The organism is Mesorhizobium sp. SP-1A, from assembly GCF_032460275.1.
Taxonomy (GTDB): Bacteria; Pseudomonadota; Alphaproteobacteria; order Rhizobiales; family Rhizobiaceae; genus Mesorhizobium.
Genome location: NZ_JAVXZD010000002.1, coordinates 25,337 through 42,443 on the forward strand (window position 1 = coordinate 25,337; position 17,107 = coordinate 42,443).

Annotated in this window: 21 protein-coding genes; 13 read left to right on the forward strand and 8 right to left on the reverse strand. The window is 51.8% G+C overall.

Annotated features, from left to right (window positions below; translation table 11 throughout):
* Positions 1-49: 49 nt before the first annotated feature.
* The 3 genes from QU595_RS08515 to QU595_RS08525 all read right to left on the reverse strand — a co-directional run bounded on the left by QU595_RS08515 (position 50) and on the right by QU595_RS08525 (position 2,722).
* On the reverse strand, positions 50-1,123 hold the full coding sequence (locus tag QU595_RS08515; protein WP_315920841.1) for a nucleotidyl transferase AbiEii/AbiGii toxin family protein: 1,074 nt from the start codon (positions 1,121-1,123) through the stop codon (positions 50-52).
* Complete coding sequence (locus tag QU595_RS08520; RefSeq protein WP_315920843.1) at positions 1,120-1,761, reverse strand: hypothetical protein; 642 nt, start codon at positions 1,759-1,761, stop codon at positions 1,120-1,122. Before QU595_RS08520 ends, QU595_RS08515 begins: the two co-directional genes overlap by 4 nt.
* A gap of 664 nt (positions 1,762-2,425) precedes the next feature.
* Entirely contained in the window at positions 2,426-2,722 is a 297-nt protein-coding gene (locus QU595_RS08525) for a hypothetical protein (protein ID WP_315920845.1), read from the reverse strand.
* 239 nt (positions 2,723-2,961) lie between these two features.
* Between QU595_RS08525 and QU595_RS08530 the strand changes: the two genes are divergently transcribed.
* The 3 genes from QU595_RS08530 (at position 2,962) to QU595_RS08540 (ending at position 4,786) form a co-directional block, all read left to right on the forward strand.
* Entirely contained in the window at positions 2,962-3,495 is a 534-nt protein-coding gene (locus tag QU595_RS08530; RefSeq protein ID WP_315920846.1) for a hypothetical protein, read from the forward strand.
* Positions 3,496-3,649: 154 nt separating this feature from the next.
* Positions 3,650-3,967 (forward strand): hypothetical protein, encoded by a 318-nt coding sequence (locus QU595_RS08535; protein WP_315920847.1) that lies wholly within the window; start codon positions 3,650-3,652, stop codon positions 3,965-3,967.
* A 180-nt stretch (positions 3,968-4,147) separates the two neighbouring features.
* Complete coding sequence (locus QU595_RS08540) at positions 4,148-4,786, forward strand: hypothetical protein (RefSeq protein ID WP_315920849.1); 639 nt, start codon at positions 4,148-4,150, stop codon at positions 4,784-4,786.
* Positions 4,787-4,892: 106 nt separating this feature from the next.
* On the opposite strand, the gene QU595_RS08545 is transcribed toward QU595_RS08540, so the two are convergent.
* Together QU595_RS08545 and QU595_RS08550 are read right to left on the reverse strand one after the other, a co-directional pair.
* On the reverse strand, positions 4,893-5,327 hold the full coding sequence (locus QU595_RS08545; protein ID WP_315920851.1) for an SLOG family protein: 435 nt from the start codon (positions 5,325-5,327) through the stop codon (positions 4,893-4,895).
* 86 nt (positions 5,328-5,413) lie between these two features.
* Entirely contained in the window at positions 5,414-6,010 is a 597-nt protein-coding gene (locus QU595_RS08550; RefSeq protein ID WP_315920853.1) for a hypothetical protein, read from the reverse strand.
* Positions 6,011-6,048: 38 nt separating this feature from the next.
* On the opposite strand from QU595_RS08550, the gene QU595_RS08555 reads away from it, so the two are divergent.
* Entirely contained in the window at positions 6,049-6,471 is a 423-nt protein-coding gene (locus QU595_RS08555; RefSeq protein WP_315920855.1) for a DUF3010 family protein, read from the forward strand.
* On the opposite strand, the gene QU595_RS08560 is transcribed toward QU595_RS08555, so the two are convergent.
* Both QU595_RS08560 and QU595_RS08565 read right to left on the reverse strand, forming a co-directional pair.
* Positions 6,461-7,357 carry a hypothetical protein gene (locus QU595_RS08560; protein WP_315920857.1) on the reverse strand — a complete coding sequence of 299 codons (897 nt, stop codon included), beginning with the start codon at positions 7,355-7,357 and terminating at the stop codon, positions 6,461-6,463. The genes QU595_RS08555 and QU595_RS08560 overlap by 11 nt on opposite strands.
* A gap of 64 nt (positions 7,358-7,421) precedes the next feature.
* Positions 7,422-8,723 (reverse strand): replication-associated recombination protein A, encoded by a 1,302-nt coding sequence (locus tag QU595_RS08565; protein ID WP_315920859.1) that lies wholly within the window; start codon positions 8,721-8,723, stop codon positions 7,422-7,424.
* Here QU595_RS08565 and QU595_RS08570 point away from each other — a divergent pair.
* The 9 genes from QU595_RS08570 to QU595_RS08610 all read left to right on the forward strand — a co-directional run bounded on the left by QU595_RS08570 (position 8,683) and on the right by QU595_RS08610 (position 16,607).
* Complete coding sequence (locus QU595_RS08570; protein WP_315920861.1) at positions 8,683-9,546, forward strand: hypothetical protein; 864 nt, start codon at positions 8,683-8,685, stop codon at positions 9,544-9,546. The two genes, QU595_RS08565 and QU595_RS08570, sit on opposite strands and share 41 nt — an antisense overlap.
* The gene (locus QU595_RS08575) at positions 9,530-10,084 is read left to right on the forward strand and encodes a hypothetical protein (protein ID WP_315920863.1); all 555 of its coding nucleotides are present in this window, start codon (positions 9,530-9,532) and stop codon (positions 10,082-10,084) included. Before QU595_RS08570 ends, QU595_RS08575 begins: the two co-directional genes overlap by 17 nt.
* A 269-nt stretch (positions 10,085-10,353) precedes the next feature.
* Entirely contained in the window at positions 10,354-11,673 is a 1,320-nt protein-coding gene (locus QU595_RS08580; protein WP_315920865.1) for a nicotinate phosphoribosyltransferase, read from the forward strand.
* Positions 11,674-11,681: 8 nt separating this feature from the next.
* Complete coding sequence (locus QU595_RS08585; protein WP_315920867.1) at positions 11,682-12,581, forward strand: hypothetical protein; 900 nt, start codon at positions 11,682-11,684, stop codon at positions 12,579-12,581.
* Positions 12,571-13,215 carry a bifunctional nicotinamidase/pyrazinamidase gene (pncA, locus tag QU595_RS08590; RefSeq protein WP_315920869.1) on the forward strand — a complete coding sequence of 215 codons (645 nt, stop codon included), beginning with the start codon at positions 12,571-12,573 and terminating at the stop codon, positions 13,213-13,215. The genes QU595_RS08585 and pncA overlap by 11 nt, the downstream gene beginning before the upstream one ends.
* 3 nt (positions 13,216-13,218) lie before the next feature.
* Positions 13,219-13,446, forward strand: coding sequence for a hypothetical protein (locus QU595_RS08595; RefSeq protein WP_315920871.1), 228 nt, complete (start codon positions 13,219-13,221; stop codon positions 13,444-13,446).
* Between the two features lie 10 nt (positions 13,447-13,456).
* Positions 13,457-14,827, forward strand: a complete 1,371-nt coding sequence (locus QU595_RS08600) for a hypothetical protein (protein WP_315920873.1) — start codon at positions 13,457-13,459, stop codon at positions 14,825-14,827.
* A 123-nt stretch (positions 14,828-14,950) separates the two neighbouring features.
* On the forward strand, positions 14,951-16,033 hold the full coding sequence (locus tag QU595_RS08605; RefSeq protein ID WP_315920875.1) for a hypothetical protein: 1,083 nt from the start codon (positions 14,951-14,953) through the stop codon (positions 16,031-16,033).
* Positions 15,987-16,607 carry a DUF3841 domain-containing protein gene (locus tag QU595_RS08610; protein WP_315920877.1) on the forward strand — a complete coding sequence of 207 codons (621 nt, stop codon included), beginning with the start codon at positions 15,987-15,989 and terminating at the stop codon, positions 16,605-16,607. The genes QU595_RS08605 and QU595_RS08610 overlap by 47 nt, the downstream gene beginning before the upstream one ends.
* Positions 16,608-16,611: 4 nt before the next feature.
* On the opposite strand, the gene QU595_RS08615 is transcribed toward QU595_RS08610, so the two are convergent.
* Positions 16,612-17,049, reverse strand: a complete 438-nt coding sequence (locus QU595_RS08615) for a hypothetical protein (RefSeq protein ID WP_315920879.1) — start codon at positions 17,047-17,049, stop codon at positions 16,612-16,614.
* Positions 17,050-17,107: the final 58 nt, after the last annotated feature.

Genomic DNA, 17,107 nt, shown 5'->3' on the forward strand with positions numbered 1-17,107 from the left:
CAAATACAGCCTTTAAGTCAATAATTAACATCGGATTTAATCGTATAAATCACATTTTTAAGGAGGCGCTGTCGTGTGAAAGTGCCCTGCCCCCGATTTCCTGGAGGATTGGACCTATATTCTCGAATAAAACACGCAATGAATTGTCTTTGTTGGCACCTTTTTCTGTTCCAGGTGGCTGGAAAAGAAGGCGGCCTTTCTGATTTCTAGACCAATTTGTCCACTGCGAAGCATGTAGAGCGTCGTCAGCGAATTCTTCATTGAGCCACTCTAATAAATCCGGGGGAATTTCGGTGCCGCGATGAGCTGCAGTGCGATGCAGAGCCAATCCAAGACGCTCCATGCAATCCTCAGAAATCTCAATCTCAGGCATTTCGAGAAGTGTGCCGTCAGAGAGCTTGTTTTTGACCTCCTCAACCAGAATGGCTTCGTCCTCGGTCAATTCATCGGACTTGAGGACCAGCAGTCGAAGATCGCCAACGCGGCGAAGAGTTTCAACCGACAGCCAGATGTCAAAGAAATCCTTATGGCGGATCGAAGCGATGCCGTCTTCGACCTTGGCAATGATCTTCTCTGCCAGTGTGTTTTCGTGCGGATATACCCGAGCTTCGAGAGCTTTTGGAGCGGTCTTGTGTGCTGATAGAACGCCGGGGACGACGATCTTGGATGGTTCGAAGGTGATTTCGTTGCCGATGCCTACATCAATCATGAATGGCGTCCTGCAGGTGTGTATGGACGCGTTGACGGTAATCCGTAGGCCGCCCTCGCCCTGATGTTCGCGGAAGTCGACGTCGACCGTGTCAACGTCAATGGCGACACCGTCCCCTGCCTCAACTGCGCAAGCCTCGCGAATGACCTTCTCGGCCCACTCCTTCGGATCGTCCATGCCATCCATGCTGACATTGATGTCGAGGTCCTTGGTTGGACGCATCTGGTTCCCGAAAAGGATGCCCAGGGACTGTCCGCCCTTGACCGTGATGCGTCCAGTCGGGTCTGCCTCCATGAGACGAACCATGAAGCGCTCGATTGCGTAGGATGTCGCGAGAGACTGGACGTCAGCTCCAAGCTTCTTTGCCTGCTGACGGATAAGTTCCCATGTTCTGGCTCCAACGTTTCCACTCATGGTTTCCTCCCGAGGCTCTGGATGGCCTGTGTGTACGGTCTGATGGTGTTTTCGCAGCCAAGGGCGCGAGCGATTTTGAGGATCTCCGCTGGCCTGCCCTTGAAGTTCTGGAGAACTTCCATCGCCATTTCAGGATTGCCCAACTTGTTCATCGACCTTAGATAGTCGACAACTGTTCTGGCTGGATTGGTCATTCTGACGGGCACATTCGAGACCGTGACTTCTTCCACGCCAACGGTCATCGACGCTTCCTGCCAGCGATATCCTTTAGTTGAAATTTCAGTGTTGCGTGGAGGTGTTTGCTTGTATGGGACCGCGATGTGTACTTCTGCAGGATTGGCAGTCGTGAGGCCGTGGTAGGCTGCGGCTGTTTCCATACAGAAGACACCCTTAGGTGACGTAATTGCCAGAATGGACAGTGATTGCCATGAATTATCGAAGGTTGGCAGTCCGTAGAGTCCCATAGGCAGTCGTTCAATGACACCTTCGTCGATAAGGTTTTTAACCCAAGTGCTTGATCCGATGATTTTACGTATTTCTGTATGACGAAGGGGAACTCCAGCGCTCATTTCTGCGAGCAACCGAGACTTTCTCTCAATGAACAAATCATTTGATGTGGATGTCACTGGTGTCGTCATTTTGTGATATTTCCGTTATTTTCGTAATTAACTCACTTAAGCCGCATTTTGAGTGGTTTATGGAAATTGGTTAACATCCATATGGCACTCAATGTTATGGATTATTGAGTGTTATGTGGAAAGAGACAAGAATGGCAAAGCTGAAAAGATCAGCGGGCAAATCGGCAGGGAATTTCATTGCAATATAAAAAGCGCAGAAGCGGATAATCGAGATTTCCTTTTTATTATTGCATGATATTTTGCTTTAATACAAAGGAGGGAATTTGATGTTTTGCAACACTCAGATGCCTAAAAATGTTGAAAAATTAGCACTCGATAATTCTCGCAAATTGCAGTGGTTGCGCGAACAAGCTGCGAATATTCGATTGGAACGTCAAAGCGGGAAGATCGATGATGATACCGCAAGGCAAAGGTTAAATTCGCTCCTTGAAGATCGACGTGGGTTCTTGGCTCGACTCTTCGGTATGTAGCGGAGTCGATGTCCTTTATTATCTCGCTTGCTCTGCGCGATTCTTGAAAGCTCCGCTTGGATCGCAGGTGGTGACTGTGGCGGGATGGCGATAGCCGAACTGCATTCGTCACAGACACTAGCGTGTACGACGATCACAGAGGCCAGTTTTCACCCCAGCCTTGAGCTGGGGTTTTCTTTTTCTGAGATGATGAGTTATTGTTGTTGAGGGACAGCCACTTCTACCCGCCGTGGGCGCTCTCCGTCTTTTGCTGGAACAATCACTACAATCACGCAGACAGATTGCCCGTTCTGCACCGTAGGCGTTACCCGAGAGAGCCGACCACCCTGCTCTTCTGCAACCCTCTTGCCAGCGCTCGTGCAATCTGCTGATGCCGCCTTGATATTGGAGTGGCGAGGATGGTTCGTTGCAGGCATGGCAAGAACATTCGACGTCTGCGTGCCGATAGTTAGGGACAAAAGTGTGAGTGTCTTGGCGAGTTTTTTCATCATGACTATTACGGTAACATTATGTGCCTGAACGTGATATTAACAAAAAGCGATCTGCAGAATTTATCGTATAAATGTTGAGCCTCTGAATTTTATTGCTTGGCATCGCATTTTGAATTTCTATAATCAATCATGAATAACGTATTTCGTGGACATTCTCAGGTTCCACATTGGTATCCGTGTGGATCATGTGTGGATGTCTCAACAAACCCGTTGCGGGTTAACTCAAGGATTGGCTTGAAATGAAGAAATTCATCGCTGCATGCCTGGCAATGGTATCGGTATTGATGATTGCTCCTTCCGCGATGGCGGCTGACAGTGATGAGCTGTTCTTCCAGTCGGTTGAAGGAAATTGGTCGGGTCCAGGCGAGATCGTCGCAGGAAAGTACAAGGGGACGAGATTTGTCTGCAGGCTGGAAGGCTCTACGCCAGGTTTCGTAGCCGGAATGAAGCTGGACGGTTCTTGTAACGTCGGCATCTTCTCACAGCCTATGAAGGCAAGCATTGTTCGCAGTGGCTCAACCTACCAAGGTGAGTTCAATAACGGTTCTGAAGGCGAAGGCCTCGACGTCGTTTCTGGTTCGGTAGCTGGCAATAAGGTCGTCCTAGGGCTTAATCGCAAAGAGCTGGATGGCGTCATGTTGGCCCGCGTTGATGGCGACGACAGCATGAACGTTACGATATCGGTCAAGGTGGACAGTGAACTAGTCCCGGTGATCGATATGAACCTGAAACGGGTTTCCAATAAAGATGGGCGGAAACTCGCCAAGAATTAATTGAAAGGCTTGGTGTTTATCGGGAATTATTTAAATAAAACTCGATAATTCCTTGACGGTAATCAAATTAATGGCGTAATGAATCTGCACATGTCGCTTTTCTGTTAATTCGACATCAATCCAGAAATTCTGGAACCTGTTAGGAGAAAACTTTATGAAGTCTCGTCTACTTATGTCCGCTGGCATTGCTCTATTGGCACTTGCGACCACGGCCTGCACGACAGCCGAACAGCGTACAGTTGGCTACGGTGTCGGTGGTGCTGCTCTTGGTGGTCTGGCTGGCGCTGCAATCGGTGGTAACAGCCGCTCAGCGCTTGCGGGTGCAGCTATTGGTGGCGTAGGTGGTACGCTCGTTGGTGCTGCCAATTCGCAGAATGCACAGCCAACTGCTCCTGGTCCATCGCCATATCAGTATTGCAATTATACCGATCCGTACGGCCGTCCATATCAGGCTCCGTGTAACTACCAGTAATTGGACCTGAGTCTGATTTCGTGGCCCTCGAAGTGTTAATTCATTTCGGGGGCCTTTTGTATTTTCGTTGAGGTGTCCTCAGTCCGAGGACAAAGGACGCTATAAATAATCGTTCGGTTTCTATTGCTTTGTTTTATGCGCCTGAGGTATGGAAATGTCCAACAATTGAGGGAGATAAAAATGGCAAAAATTTCGATCACAAACCAGCACGACTGGATGCGCTTCATCGTGAAGTTCGCGGATGGCATCAGTATCAAGTGTGTGTTCAATCGTGGCGGTTCTTCTGTCGAAGTTTCTCCGACCAGTTCAACGACAACGAAGCTATCCAATCAGATTTCTGCTATCCTGCTTGAGAATGGGCAGAAGTCTAAGGACGAGAGCGACTGGAATCTGGGCAAGTTCTTCGAGGTCGTGGAAGAGGTCGGTAAGGCGGCTACGACAGCTGATGATTTCGTGGAAGGCATCAAGGCAAAGCTGGGCTTCAAGGCCGAGATCGCACGTCCTGCAGATGCCCCTGAAAAGGCAATTGTGACCACAAAGCAGTCGCGTGGTCAGATCATCAATGCTCACTTTCCAAGCGGCGAGCGGGTCGAGTTGAAGGTGAACAAGTCGTCCCTTTCGATTGCGATGACGCCTGATTTGGCAGGTCCTCGCGATGCTTTGACCAAATTCATCTTCGGCGTTAAGGGTGCTCAAATTGTCGACGACGAATCCCTTAATCGCGTTCTTGTCGAAACGGCTGAAAATGCGTCGGACATGAATGATTGGCTGCATCGCGCTCGCGACGGTGTAAATGCGTTACTGGCTCCAAACCCATAGGCATTTTCCGAGTGACAAAAATAAAACCTCCATCTTGCCATGGAGTTTTCCGTTGCCAGAGGGCACACAATTTCTGGAGGCTAAAAATTTTCGTGGGATGGTTCTTTCAGAATCGCACGATTAATACAGGCTTTCCGAGACGTTTTGCATAATCAATCGTATATTTCGTGCCAGTCGAACTGCCGTCCCAGAATGCTACGACGAAGTCACACGCCTCAGCTATCAGCCTATTCCGGTGGTGATAGGCGTGCTTGTACTTCTTGTGATTGGGTTCAAACACTTTCGTCTCGATCCCTCGTTTGCGTGCCCAACGAGCGCCCATCTTATCTGCGCCATCTGCACCGCCACTGATCAGCTCGGTGACGTCCTTCAGGTATTTGTCGAGGATTTCGCAGAGAAAGCGAAAGTTCTGAAATGTGCGGCTACCGATGACAGCCATTTTGCCTGCGTAGATTTCAGGCGGAGGATTGTTGTGGCCAATGCCAGCAATAGGCACCGAATAATCTGGTCGCGGAGAGTTCTTGTTCTTTTTCTTGGACATGGCTGCGCCTTTTCAAGGAAGGTGGCGCAGGTATCTGGCCAGTTGTGTCTAATTCTGGCCAGATTTTATATTATTTCAATTAGAATTTAGATGCGAAGGCCTGCTTTTCTCGCTGTATAGTCTTCAACGACTTCTTCGAGGTTGTCGATGTTGTCGACATCCATTGCGTCATCACGATGCAGGATGGCGTTCCTTGTATCGATGCCCGTTTCGGTGTGGTGTGCATTCTCGACGGGGATTGCGAGGAAACCAGTGGCATCACTGAGTTTTCCAGTCGGAGTGTCGATTTCAATTGCGACGAACTCGTTGCACTCCTCAACGATGATCGTTGGTTTAGCTTGACCAGGCACCGGAGAGTAGTTGCTACGTCCAGCCATAGGGAGAACAGTGTCGATCACAAGTGCCGGATATGCCTCTTCGGCGGGAAAGCGCCCCATTCCAGCAAGGTCATAGAGGAAGTCCGGGTTTGGCCACTCTGCTGCAGCTGTGCGGAATGAGGCGACCGTATCACAGAACTCCTGTTCCTCTTCCGGCGTGAAGAGATCGGAAAACTCGCCAGGGTAGATGTCGTCAGCATGGAAGCCGTGCAGGCCCATGTCGTGGAGCTTGCCGAACCATTCACGGGCATCCATTACGGACGAGCCATTCGCTTTCGGAAGGCTGGCGTGCTTTTCGTTAGACATATTTTCGCTCCTCAATTATCACTGGGAATAAGCCTATATTGGCGAAGGGCAAGGAAGAAGGACAATTTATGCGATATCTCGGTGTAGAATTTCAATCTGACCAAACCGTTTGGGTTTCCATTTTCGTTGATGGTGGAGAAGTTTCCAGCTTTGAAACTGGATTCATCAAAATCGCTGGTACGAAGTCCGCTGATGATATGAAGCAGTATGTAGCGGATCTCAAGCAGCTGTTCGCCGATTATCCAGCAACCAAGATCGCCATAAAGGACAAGCCAGAGACTGGACGTATGCGTGCGGGCGCGGCGGCAATGAAGATGGAAGGTGTTTTCCTGCTGACGGCTCCCTATGAGGTGAAGTTCCTTTCGCCTAAGGCAGTTGCGAAGGCGATGGAAACGGCCTCTGGGGTCAAGGAGAAGTACAAGGACGCATATCGTGCCGCTGTAGCCATCTCTAAGGCTTGAGGGTGCTCTGCGCACTGTTCTCGCGCCATTCTGACACTTCTGAAATCCAGTTGCGGGTGTCGACAGGCATGAGGGCTGACTTCCCGATCATATCGATTGTTCTTAAGATCATGGGCGCATCGTCGCCCATTTCTGCAACGGGACGGTTGGCGACCCATCTCAGGTGGGCGAGTTCAATCTGACTGGATTTCTCGACTTCCCGATTTCTGTTCCTCATGATGCGGTCGAATACCGCCAATGATGACGGATCGTTCAGAGGCAGTTTCACGAGGTCGGAGTCGGTGACTTCTGGGGGCGACGGAGCCATGCGCTCGCGCAACCTTGCTCCAGACATATCGTAATCTTCAATCGATCCAGCCCAGATTTCAGGTTCACCCCCGTGGAAGACATAGCGCGTTGGATCGACGACGTGTCCGTTGGTGCTTTCCAGCCATCCATGCCGAGCGAATGGGCGTTTGGCAAAGATGCTCGTTGGCGAGATGTGGCCGTGATATTGCCCGTAGGTCAGAAACAGCTTGCCGTGCTTCTCCTGATGTTCGTCCAGAATACCGCTTTCCAATGTTGCCTTGGCGATGGCGTAACAGTTGGCAGGCCATTCGCTGAGATCGATGTTGATCGCTTTTGCGACATCTTCTGCGGATGGCAGTTCGCGTTTCAGGCGGCTGGCCTGCTGCCTTACCCAATATTTGACGTCTTCGAGGTAGGTCGAGCGGTCAGATCCTTCGAAGGGGTCTTCGTCCTGCAGGACCATCACCTGCTCGGAAATGAAGCCTTGAAGCCATTGAAAGTGGGCTAGGGACTGCTCTGGATGCGGGTTGTCATTCTCCGTCTTGTTGTCGAAGAAGGCTGTTGCTCCATCATCTCTGTAGTCCCAGGTTGGTCTCATGGGTCGTTCCGGCCGTTCTGTAGGATATGTCCCATGTTCGGCCGGAAGCTTGCTTTGGACAATACTAGACCGATCCGCCTGTCTTGAAGCCCTTGATCTTCTCCCAGAATGCGTCAGCGCGGCCTTCGAATGTCGAGTTGGAGCGAGCATCGCTCTGATAGAAGGTGCCTCGCGAGATGCCTGGTGCGTAGTCTTGTTTCAGCCAGCCAAGTTCCGTCGCATGGGGGCTTTGATACCCAACACGACCGAGGGTTGCTGCGCCCTTGTAATGGCTGTCCCGAAGATGCATGGGGACATCGATGAGCGGTTGCGTTGCCACGTAGTCCAGAGCGAGAGAGATGCCGCGATAAGCTGAATTCGACTTCGGTGCGCGGGCGACGTGAAGGGCTGCATGAGCGAGAATGATGCGCGCTTCCGGATAGCCAATCTTCTCGACGGCATGGCTTGCTGCAACAGCCGTCTGAAGCGCGGTGTTGTCAGCCAGGCCAACATCTTCGCTGGCGTGGATCATGATGCGGCGGGCGATGAAACGTGGGTCTTCGCCAGACTGGATCAATCGAGCTAGCCAATAGAGGGTCGCATCTTCATCAGAGCCGCGCATCGACTTCACGAATGCTGAGATGACGTCGTAGTGGGCATCACCGCTACGGTCGTACGGGATTGGTGAGAATTTGAAGACTTCTTCGACCAGCGCCTCTGTGATTTTGAACGCACCAGACCTTCCGATAGTGCAGGCTTCGAGTGCATTGAGAGCGCGTCGGGCGTCCCCGCCAGAGCGACCAGCGAGCATTTTGAGCGCTTCGCCATCAAACGAGATGATCAGCCCCTCATCTTTCAGCTTCCAGACGGCTCTGGTGATGACCCGCTCCATATCCTCAACAGACAGGGGCTTGAGTTCAAAAATCAGAGCACGAGAGGCCAGTGCTTTCGATAGCGCGAAGTTCGGATTTTCAGACGTCGCACCAATTAGGTCAAAATGGCCTGCCTCGGTGTGGCTGAGGAGGTTGTCGGAGATGGTTGTACTGTAGCGATGTATTTCGTCGATGAAGACGATGGTGTCCTGTTCTTTCGCTTCCTCAGCTGCTTTCTGGATATCCGCAGTTTTGTGGTGGGCCGCATGCAGGGCAATGAACTTCTTCTTCATGTGCTTGCCGATGGCGCGAGCAATCGTCGTCTTGCCTACGCCTGTTGTCCCATAGAGCACAATCGCGCCAATCCGGTTGTTGTCGATCTTTCGACGAAGGATAGCGTCTTCGCCAAGAAGATGATCCTGGCCGAGAATGTCGCTGAATGCGGTCGGGCGAATTTCGTCCGCGAGCGGTCGAATGCGTTCTGCTGCTTGGGCTACTGAGAAAAGATTTTCCAACTCGAACTTCCTGTCATCTGAGGTGGATAGTTTTAGAGATAAAAATCAGAATGTGCAACGATTTTCGGCCGATAATTATCAGTCGATCATTGCGCAAAATTCAGAAATCATTCTATTGTTGATTGAGGCTGACTGCAATCGGCTGGAGATAAATATGAAAAAAGAACAGAGTGCTTTTTGGTATATTGTGCCAGCAGGGGTTATTGCCTCTGCTGCTTTTTTCGGCCTGATTACCACAGTAGGGTTTGACCAAGAAATCAATGGACAATGTCCATCGACGATGGAGGACGCTTTCGGACGTTCTTTCGATGATCTCCGCCGTGATTGTTTGGGAAAGAAGGTGGGTGCCCCTGCCCCAGCGCTAACTTGTGGGCATCTGCGGGTCTTGTCCGTGTCGAGGTATGAAGAGGATTGGCCAGAGGGAGTTGTTGCTAGGGAGGCTGAGCGGCGGCACTGCATGTTCTCTTCTAGTGATTCCGTGACGTCGGTTTCGGATATCAATACGGGACAATACGATGGCGTTTGGAAAGCGCGACTTGTCTTTGACGACAATGAGGACCACCCCTGCAAATGGGGGAAGTCGTTTGATGTCACAATAAATAATGGTTCAATCGAATTTTCATGGCTAGGTCGAAAATATTCTGGAGCAATCACTAATAATTCGTGGGTGATGATGAATTCGAACGGCATAAGCCCTCAGGGGCTGAAGTTTGCCGCAATGGGGCCAGTTCTTCAGCCGGAAGTTTTCCATTCGGTTTGTGGTCGCGGATATATGCAGATGGAAACTGCGTGGGAAAGGGGAAAGCATGTCTCTGTTCGATAATAGATATCCAGAGGCGGCCAATATTGTAGTCGGAACGCTCTCGGAGGCGCGTAGCGCACAAAAGCTATTCCATGCGGTTATTTCGATTGAGGATATCGAATTTAGATCGGGATTGCGGATTCCAGCGGACGCGAAGACGGATCACCTGGTGCTGGCCTTTGATGATATTGAATACCAGTCGAAAGATGGGCGTTCTGCTCAAGAAGCTCATATCCGTAGCGCAGTGGAATTTGCGCGGAACCACAAAGACAACATGCTGTTTGTTCACTGCCATGCGGGCCAATGCAGGTCTCCAGCCATAGCTCTTGCTATCATTGCTGATCGTATGGGGCCTGGTCGTGAAATGGAAGCTGTTGATGCCCTGAAGGTTGTTCGTAGGTGGGCAACCCCAAACAAATGGGTCGTTGAGCTTGCCGATAAGGTGCTTGGTCGCAATGGTGCACTGATAGCGGCACTCGAAACTCGTGGAAATAAGCTTACACGACTCGGTAGCGTTGGATTATTGAAGACAAGCGCGAGCGTAAAATTCAGTTTGTAATGGTATCCTGCCGACTTCCTTTTATGAATCAGGGGGCTGCATTCAGTAGCTTTTTTTAAATTTGCGGATGACTTCATCCCGGCAGGACTGGCTTTCTGACGATGTGCGCTTGTCGCGATTATTGAAGGCCGATGAGGCGACAGGAAAATCATTGCTTGGGCACTGGAAATGGGCATGAAAAAACTTAAATAAATAAGAAATATTGCATTTGCGATTGACATCGGTGGCCAATCAATTAAAAGGGTCCGCATTAATCGAAAGGAAATTCCATGGATATCGCGGGGCGCGTTTATAACCACACTTTCAAGATCGATCCCATCGTTCGCACACTGCTTGACACCGACTTTTACAAGTTGCTGATGCAACAGATGATTTTGGATTTGCACCCCAATACCAAGGTAAAATTCAGCCTTATCAACCGCACGAAGTCGGTTCCGCTGGCGAAGATCGTTTCCGAGCAGGAGTTGCGCGAGCAGCTCGACTACGCCCGCACTCTGCGTTTCACGAATTCTGAGCTGATTTGGCTGGCTGGTAACACCTTCTATGGCCAGGATCAGATGTTCATGCCGAAGTACATTGACTGGCTTCGGAACTTCCAGTTGCCGGAATACGATCTCCGCGTCGAAGGAGATCAGTTCGTGCTCGACTTCGAGGGTGATTGGGCATCGGTCAGCGCGTGGGAAATCCCTGCCCTCTCAATCATGAACGAACTTCGTGCCCGTTCCGCTATGCGCGGTATGAGCCGTTTCGAGATCGATGTTCTCTATGCTCGCGCCAAGGCCAAGCTCTGGAACAAGGTTGAACGTATTCGCTTCCTCCAGACGCAGGTTGGTGACGACGCGGTCAAGATTTCCGATTTCGGCACTCGTCGTCGCCATGGCTTCCTGTGGCAGCGTTGGGCTATCGAGGCTCTGATGGAGGGTATCGGCTCTTCATTCACGGGCACTTCGAACGTGAAGCATGCGATGGATGTCGGCGTTGAAGCTATCGGCACCAATGCTCACGAACTGCCGATGGTCTATACCGCGCTCGCAAATACCGATGAGGAAATGATCGCAGCTCAGTATCAGGTTCTGTCGGACTGGTCGGATTTCTACGGCGAACGCCTGCGAGTCATCTTGCCTGACGCCTACGGTACCACGGGCTTCCTTCGCCGTGCGCCTGAGTTCGTCGCCAAGTGGAAGGGTATTCGTCCTGACTCGAAGGACCCTGTCGAGGGCGTGAACGAGTACATCGAATGGCTCAAGCTGAAGGGTGAAAACCCGATGGAAAAGATCGCAATCCTGTCGGATGGCATGGACATCGACTCCATCGAGAAGTGCGTGAAGCTGTTCCACGACAAGATCGGCGCGACGCCGATTGGTTGGGGCACGAACCTGACCAACGACTTTGCTGGCTGTTCGCCAATCGACAATGATGCGGATTTCAAGTCGATGTCGCTCGTCTGCAAGGTCACGGAAGCGGAAGGTCGTCCGGCCGTGAAGCTTTCGGATAATCCGACCAAGGCAACTGGTCCGAAGGATGAAGTCGCGCGCTATCTGCGTGTCTTTGGCACCGAGGGCATGGTTGAACATGCAGTGAAGGTTTGAGGGACGCTATGTCGAAAAATCGTGTAGGGCTGGCAGTTGCCGATATGCAGACGTTTCATCGCGGGCACAATGCAATGCTCAATGAAATGCGCATGACGTGTGATCGGGCGATTATCGGACTTGGATCGGTCGATCAATTTGGAGTGCATGGTCATCCATTCACTTACGACCAGCGAAGGGAAATGATCTCGAAGATTCATGGGGATTTTTTCGAGTTCATTCCTCTCCATGATATCGACGGCAGTTTCCATATCACCGAATGGTACGACTACGTGAAGTCGAAGATCGAAGCTGCTCGTCTGCCGGAGCCGACTGACTATTTCACGGGCAGTGAAATCGACGCAAAATATTATTTTCATGAGTTTGCGACGCTGGATCGCCCTAGCAAAGTGCGCGGGGTTACAACGGTATATATCGGTGAAAATACCGATTATTCCGGAACCGTGAAAAGGCTTCATGTCGTCAATAGGGATGCGATCAAGATGCCGTCTGGCAGGGATATCAGGCTTCTCATTGAGATGCGTGATGATCGTTGGCGAAATCATGTTCCTGAACGGCTTCACGACTACATCGAGTTTAACTACCCGCCGCATTTGCGTCAGCCAATTGTTTATGATGGAAATTTCTGCATCGCGGGTGCGTTGCTAAACGGTATGCTAGAAAAGGTTCTGTCTGAACTTGGAAGTTTTCCAGTCGGCACGCGAGTTTCTGGCATTTCAGCGCCGATGAATGTCGATGAATTAAAGGAACGCAATATTCCTTTTGATGTGGTTGGAAGGAATAAAGTTCTTGTTCTTGAATTAAAGGACGATGGAAAATGGCGTCCGATCAGAAAATTTGACGAAAAGGCAGAGTTCGCTCGTCAGGCCTTGGAAGCAGCAGCGAAAGGAAAAAATCATGCTGGATAAGTTGGGAATTAATAAGAAAGACGCATTGATTGTCGTCGATGTTCAGAACGACTTCTGTCCTGGTGGCGCGCTTGCCGTGAACGAGGGTGATAAGATTATTCCTCTCGTGAACGAGATGGCCAAGCAGTTCGACACAGTGATCATCACGCAGGATTGGCATCCGAAGGGTCACATTTCGTTCGCATCGACACACGGAGCTGATCTCTTCTCGGCCAAGGACGTCGACTACGGCACGCAGGTCATGTGGCCGGATCACTGTGTTCAGGCTTCGACTGGCGCGGCCCTGCATGCTGATCTCGATATTCCGCACGCCAAGAACGTTATCCGCAAGGGCCTCAATCCGAACGTTGATAGCTACTCGGCATTCATCGAAGCCGATGGCTCGACGACTGGCCTTGCTGGATACCTTCATGATCTCGGCATTGAGCGTGTCGTGGTCGTTGGTCTCGCGACTGACTTCTGCGTTGCGTGGACGGCGATGGATGCTCGCAAAAAGGGCTTTGAGGCTGTGGTCGTTGCTGATGCGTGCCGTGGCATCGACATCGACGGTTCGCTCGATGCCGCATGGGCATCGATGGCGGAAGCGGGCGTGGAGCGCTTTGATCTCGACCCGCAGCCAGCTCCAGGAGTCTGATGCATGGAAAACAGGTATGATGATCCCAAGCCAGTGTTCGCTGCCGTTATTGGAATGATTGAGGTCAAGTCCGATCCGCAGGCGGAGCTGCTGCAGGGGATCATCCGCCGTGAACTGGAAGAGAAGTCAGGCGCTCCTGAAGAGGCTTTGCTGCGAAGCTGGGACGAGCGTCTGACTACCATGCGTGCTGATGCGGCGCGTACGCGTTGGCGCGGTTGGTATAACGACTAAGGACGAGAAAATGGGAAAGCTTCGACAGGCCCTTTTATGGTTGAGCGCGAAAAGCGATGAAAAGCAGGCTAACGACAGCTCACGAAAACTCACGGCCGTCGCGGCTAAGCTTTTTCGGCTCCCCAATCTCGCTGAAAATCTGAAAGGGTTTGCCGAAGTCGCAAAATTCCATGAGACCGAGACGGCGAGCTGGGTTTCTCCAGCAGATTTAAGTAAACGCGAGGGCGTGCCGTTTGATGCTTGCGATATCAGGCATTGGATCGAAATCGCAAAGATGGCGGACGTTCCGTTTGTCGATGCACGTGAAATCCTTACGCTAACTGAAAGTGAGATGAGCGCCCTTTCTGGTAAGGTGAAGTTGCCTGAAGGTCGCGCCCTGACGGCCTTGGCTCATGGACTGCAGGAGAATGCCGACGTCGTGTCCAAGGAATTGGAGGGCGTTGTAAACCTGTTCGTCTCGGAGAGCGTCAATGAAGATGAAGCCTTCGAAAAGCTCTACGATGCCATGGACGACGTGCCCGAGGGGTGGATGGTCAGGTTCGCGAGAACTGGTGGGTCGGAATTGAAGGTTCTGGCTGGTGCTGGTGTTGTTGCTGATAGAACGCCAGAAATTCGTTTTAGCAACGATCTAGAAGTCGGCCCTGGTTGGGTACGGAATGGCAACCGTCGTCGCGTGAACGTGTCAGACATGCGCACGGTAAGCGCTGCGGCCGAGGGGCCTGGTGGAGATATGACCTTCATCGCTCGTCCATGGGTCAAGGCTGCACGATATTTCGTGACCAACGATCCGCATCGTCAGAACACTCCGTTCCAAGGTAAGGGTGTTTGGCCAGCGGAGTGGAGAGCCTTTGTCGAGGACGGTGTCGTCGTTGGCGTCTCCTACTATTACGGCTGGACTGGCGAAGCCAATCAAGAGAACGCCGCGATTGCCCTCGAAGTGCGAGAGACCGCACAGCGGATGGTCGATGTCGCCATGGAGCGTCAGCTCTGGCCGCGATACATGGATGTTGAGCATGCAAGGCGTGTTCGCAATCCTCGTCTTGCTGAGAACGAGCAGTTTCAGGAAGGAATGCGCATCTTCGGTCGCGAGACCGTTTCGTGCACTCTCGACTTCATCGAGACTGAACAGGGTTTGATGCTTCTTGAGGGTGGGCCTGGTGCGTCACCTATGGGCGGCGGCCATCCATGTTCATTCGCAGGGTGTGGTGGGAAGCCGACCCTTGGCAACCGCGCTCAAACGAATGGCGTCGCCTTCCGGAACATGCCCCATGTTCTCGTGGGAGATCCGAATACATGGGAAGATGGAGACCGCTCTGGCTGCATCCTGACTTGGGATGAGGTCCACGAGTTGGCAATGTCGACTCCAGCGCCTTCGCTTTGAGTTTCCGCAACTTGCCAAAACAAAGCAGTTTCCTGCTGTGGCGGCGACTTGAAGTTCGTGGCCTTCAGCAGGCTCTTTTAGCAAAATCCCAGGTTAGTGCTGCGGTGACTGAGGTGTAGAGAAGTGAATAAATTTGGTTTGTATCTGTTTGGCGCGTTGTTCTCTGTCGTGGGCGTGACCCCTGCCCTGTCCGGTCCTGCATATGACGCGCTGAAGCGCATTCTAGAGGATCAAGGTCTTCAGGACGTTTCGGCCGCCTCTGTCGAAGATGTTGGTGGCTCCCTGAAGGTGACAAAACTCACCGCCGATCAGGACGGCTATAAGATTCAGATCAACGAGCTTACGGCCACCAGCCCTAAAGCGAACGATTGGGGATTCGCAGCAGATCGGTTGGTTTTTTCGGGAGTGAGCCGAACTGGAGACGGGATGGTCGTTGGGTTCGGAAAGCTGAACCTTGACAGGGTTGAACTCCCGTATTCGACCAGTGATCGAGGGTTGGTGCTGTCGACCGCGATCATGGCTGATGCCATCGTAATGGACGATGCTATGAACGCCCTTTCTCTTGATCGATTCATTCTGTCGCGGGCCGAGGGTGGAAAGGTCATCGACCTTGGCTATCAGGGACACATATCTGGTCAGGTTCTGTCGGCGCTTGTGCCTTGGTCATTGACGCCTGTTGCCGAGGAACGGGTTCCGTTTCAGGGAAGCATGAAGCTTGATGCTGGTTCTGGAACGTCGGCCTCGCTATCCACCTTCCTTAAGCTGGATGGCTTTGGTGACTATCAGCTGAAATTTGCGCTTTCGGAGATTTCGTCTACCGCGTTGACGCGTCCCCAATCGCTTGTGCCCTCCTATGGTGACGCCAAGATCGAAAAGCTCGAATTGACGCTTGGTAACATGGAATGGCTGGGTGAGGCTCTCGCGAAACACAGCGAAGAGGAGCGCTTCTCTTTCATCGAATTTGCATCAAAATTATTCGGCGGAATTATTGCACAGCTAGGAACGATTGACGATGGCCTTTTGCTGAAAAATTCGGTAGAAGCATTTATGAAAGCTCCTTCACGTCTGGTAATTTCCGCCGCTCCAGGTTTGCGAATTAAAGATTTGTCGGGCAAACGTGAGCCTCAGTCGCTCAATTTGAATATCGTGGAGTCATTGAGTGCAGGCGGACGGAAAGATCAAGCTTCAGATAGTGCTGTCGAGTGAGGCACGTCAGGCCCTTTATGATGAAGGGCGTATCGTCGGCGACAAGAGTCGGATTACTTTTGAAGATTTTGAGCCTGCCTATAAATGGATGGCAGATCAGATGGCGGGCAAGATAGCGCCCCCGCCTGCAGGCGTCGAAGCCTGGCCAGTATGGGCCTGGTTCAAGAAGGATGAAACTGGCATCGTAGATCCCAATGATGAGGAATACGAAGATCAGGGCCTTTGGGTGCTGACATTCGAGGCTGATCCCGAGCAAGTGGTCATGTCGGATTTCGGAGATTGGCACCATGTGCTGAACGGTTGGTATCTGGCTGATCGCCATACGGCGGATGAAGGATTGGCCGAAGACGAGGCGTTCAGTAAAGAGCTGGAGAGCGCGGGCATTGAGTGGGCGGATCGGCCGTATCCAGAGCCGTTCTGGCAGCGGGTTACAAAGAGCTGGGAGCGTGTCTTTGATGTTCGCGAGGGCGAGCATGGTGTACAGGCTACGTTCTGGGTGTTGAATGCTAGTCAGGTGATCAAGGAAGAGCCTTGTAAGGGAACTGTCCCTGAGCAAACGCTAAAGTGCGCTTGATGGCCTACTGAAGGCCTGCCGCAGGGTTCTTGAGGTCGTTGCAAAGAGTGATGAGCCGACGAGTCGTCGATAGTAGCTTCTGGTCTGCACCGAATTCGGCTTCTTCGAATTCCAGTCCAACATCTCGCCACTGATCCAGGAGCTTGATGACGCGTTCAAGCGAGCCATCTATGGCTGGATTTGCGCCGTTGTTGCGGGCGTGCTTTTTGGCTTCCTGGAAGATGACTCTGATTGCCTTGGATTCTTCACCGCATGCGGCAACGACTGCACGCGCGTGGTCCTTGCTTGTTCCGCCAAGAAATTTTCGCCAGAATTTAGGCGCGAGGATGCTCTCTACGCGACTTGCGGTGGCGTTGAGCTTGTCCAGAGCGATGCGAGCGGAATAACCGGGGCGCGTTTGAACTGGAAGCATGTGCAACGCGATGCCCGAGGCTGATGCCATTGCAGGGAAACCCTCCGTTTTCGTTAGACAGAATTATGTTGCCGAAAACGGAGGTGGT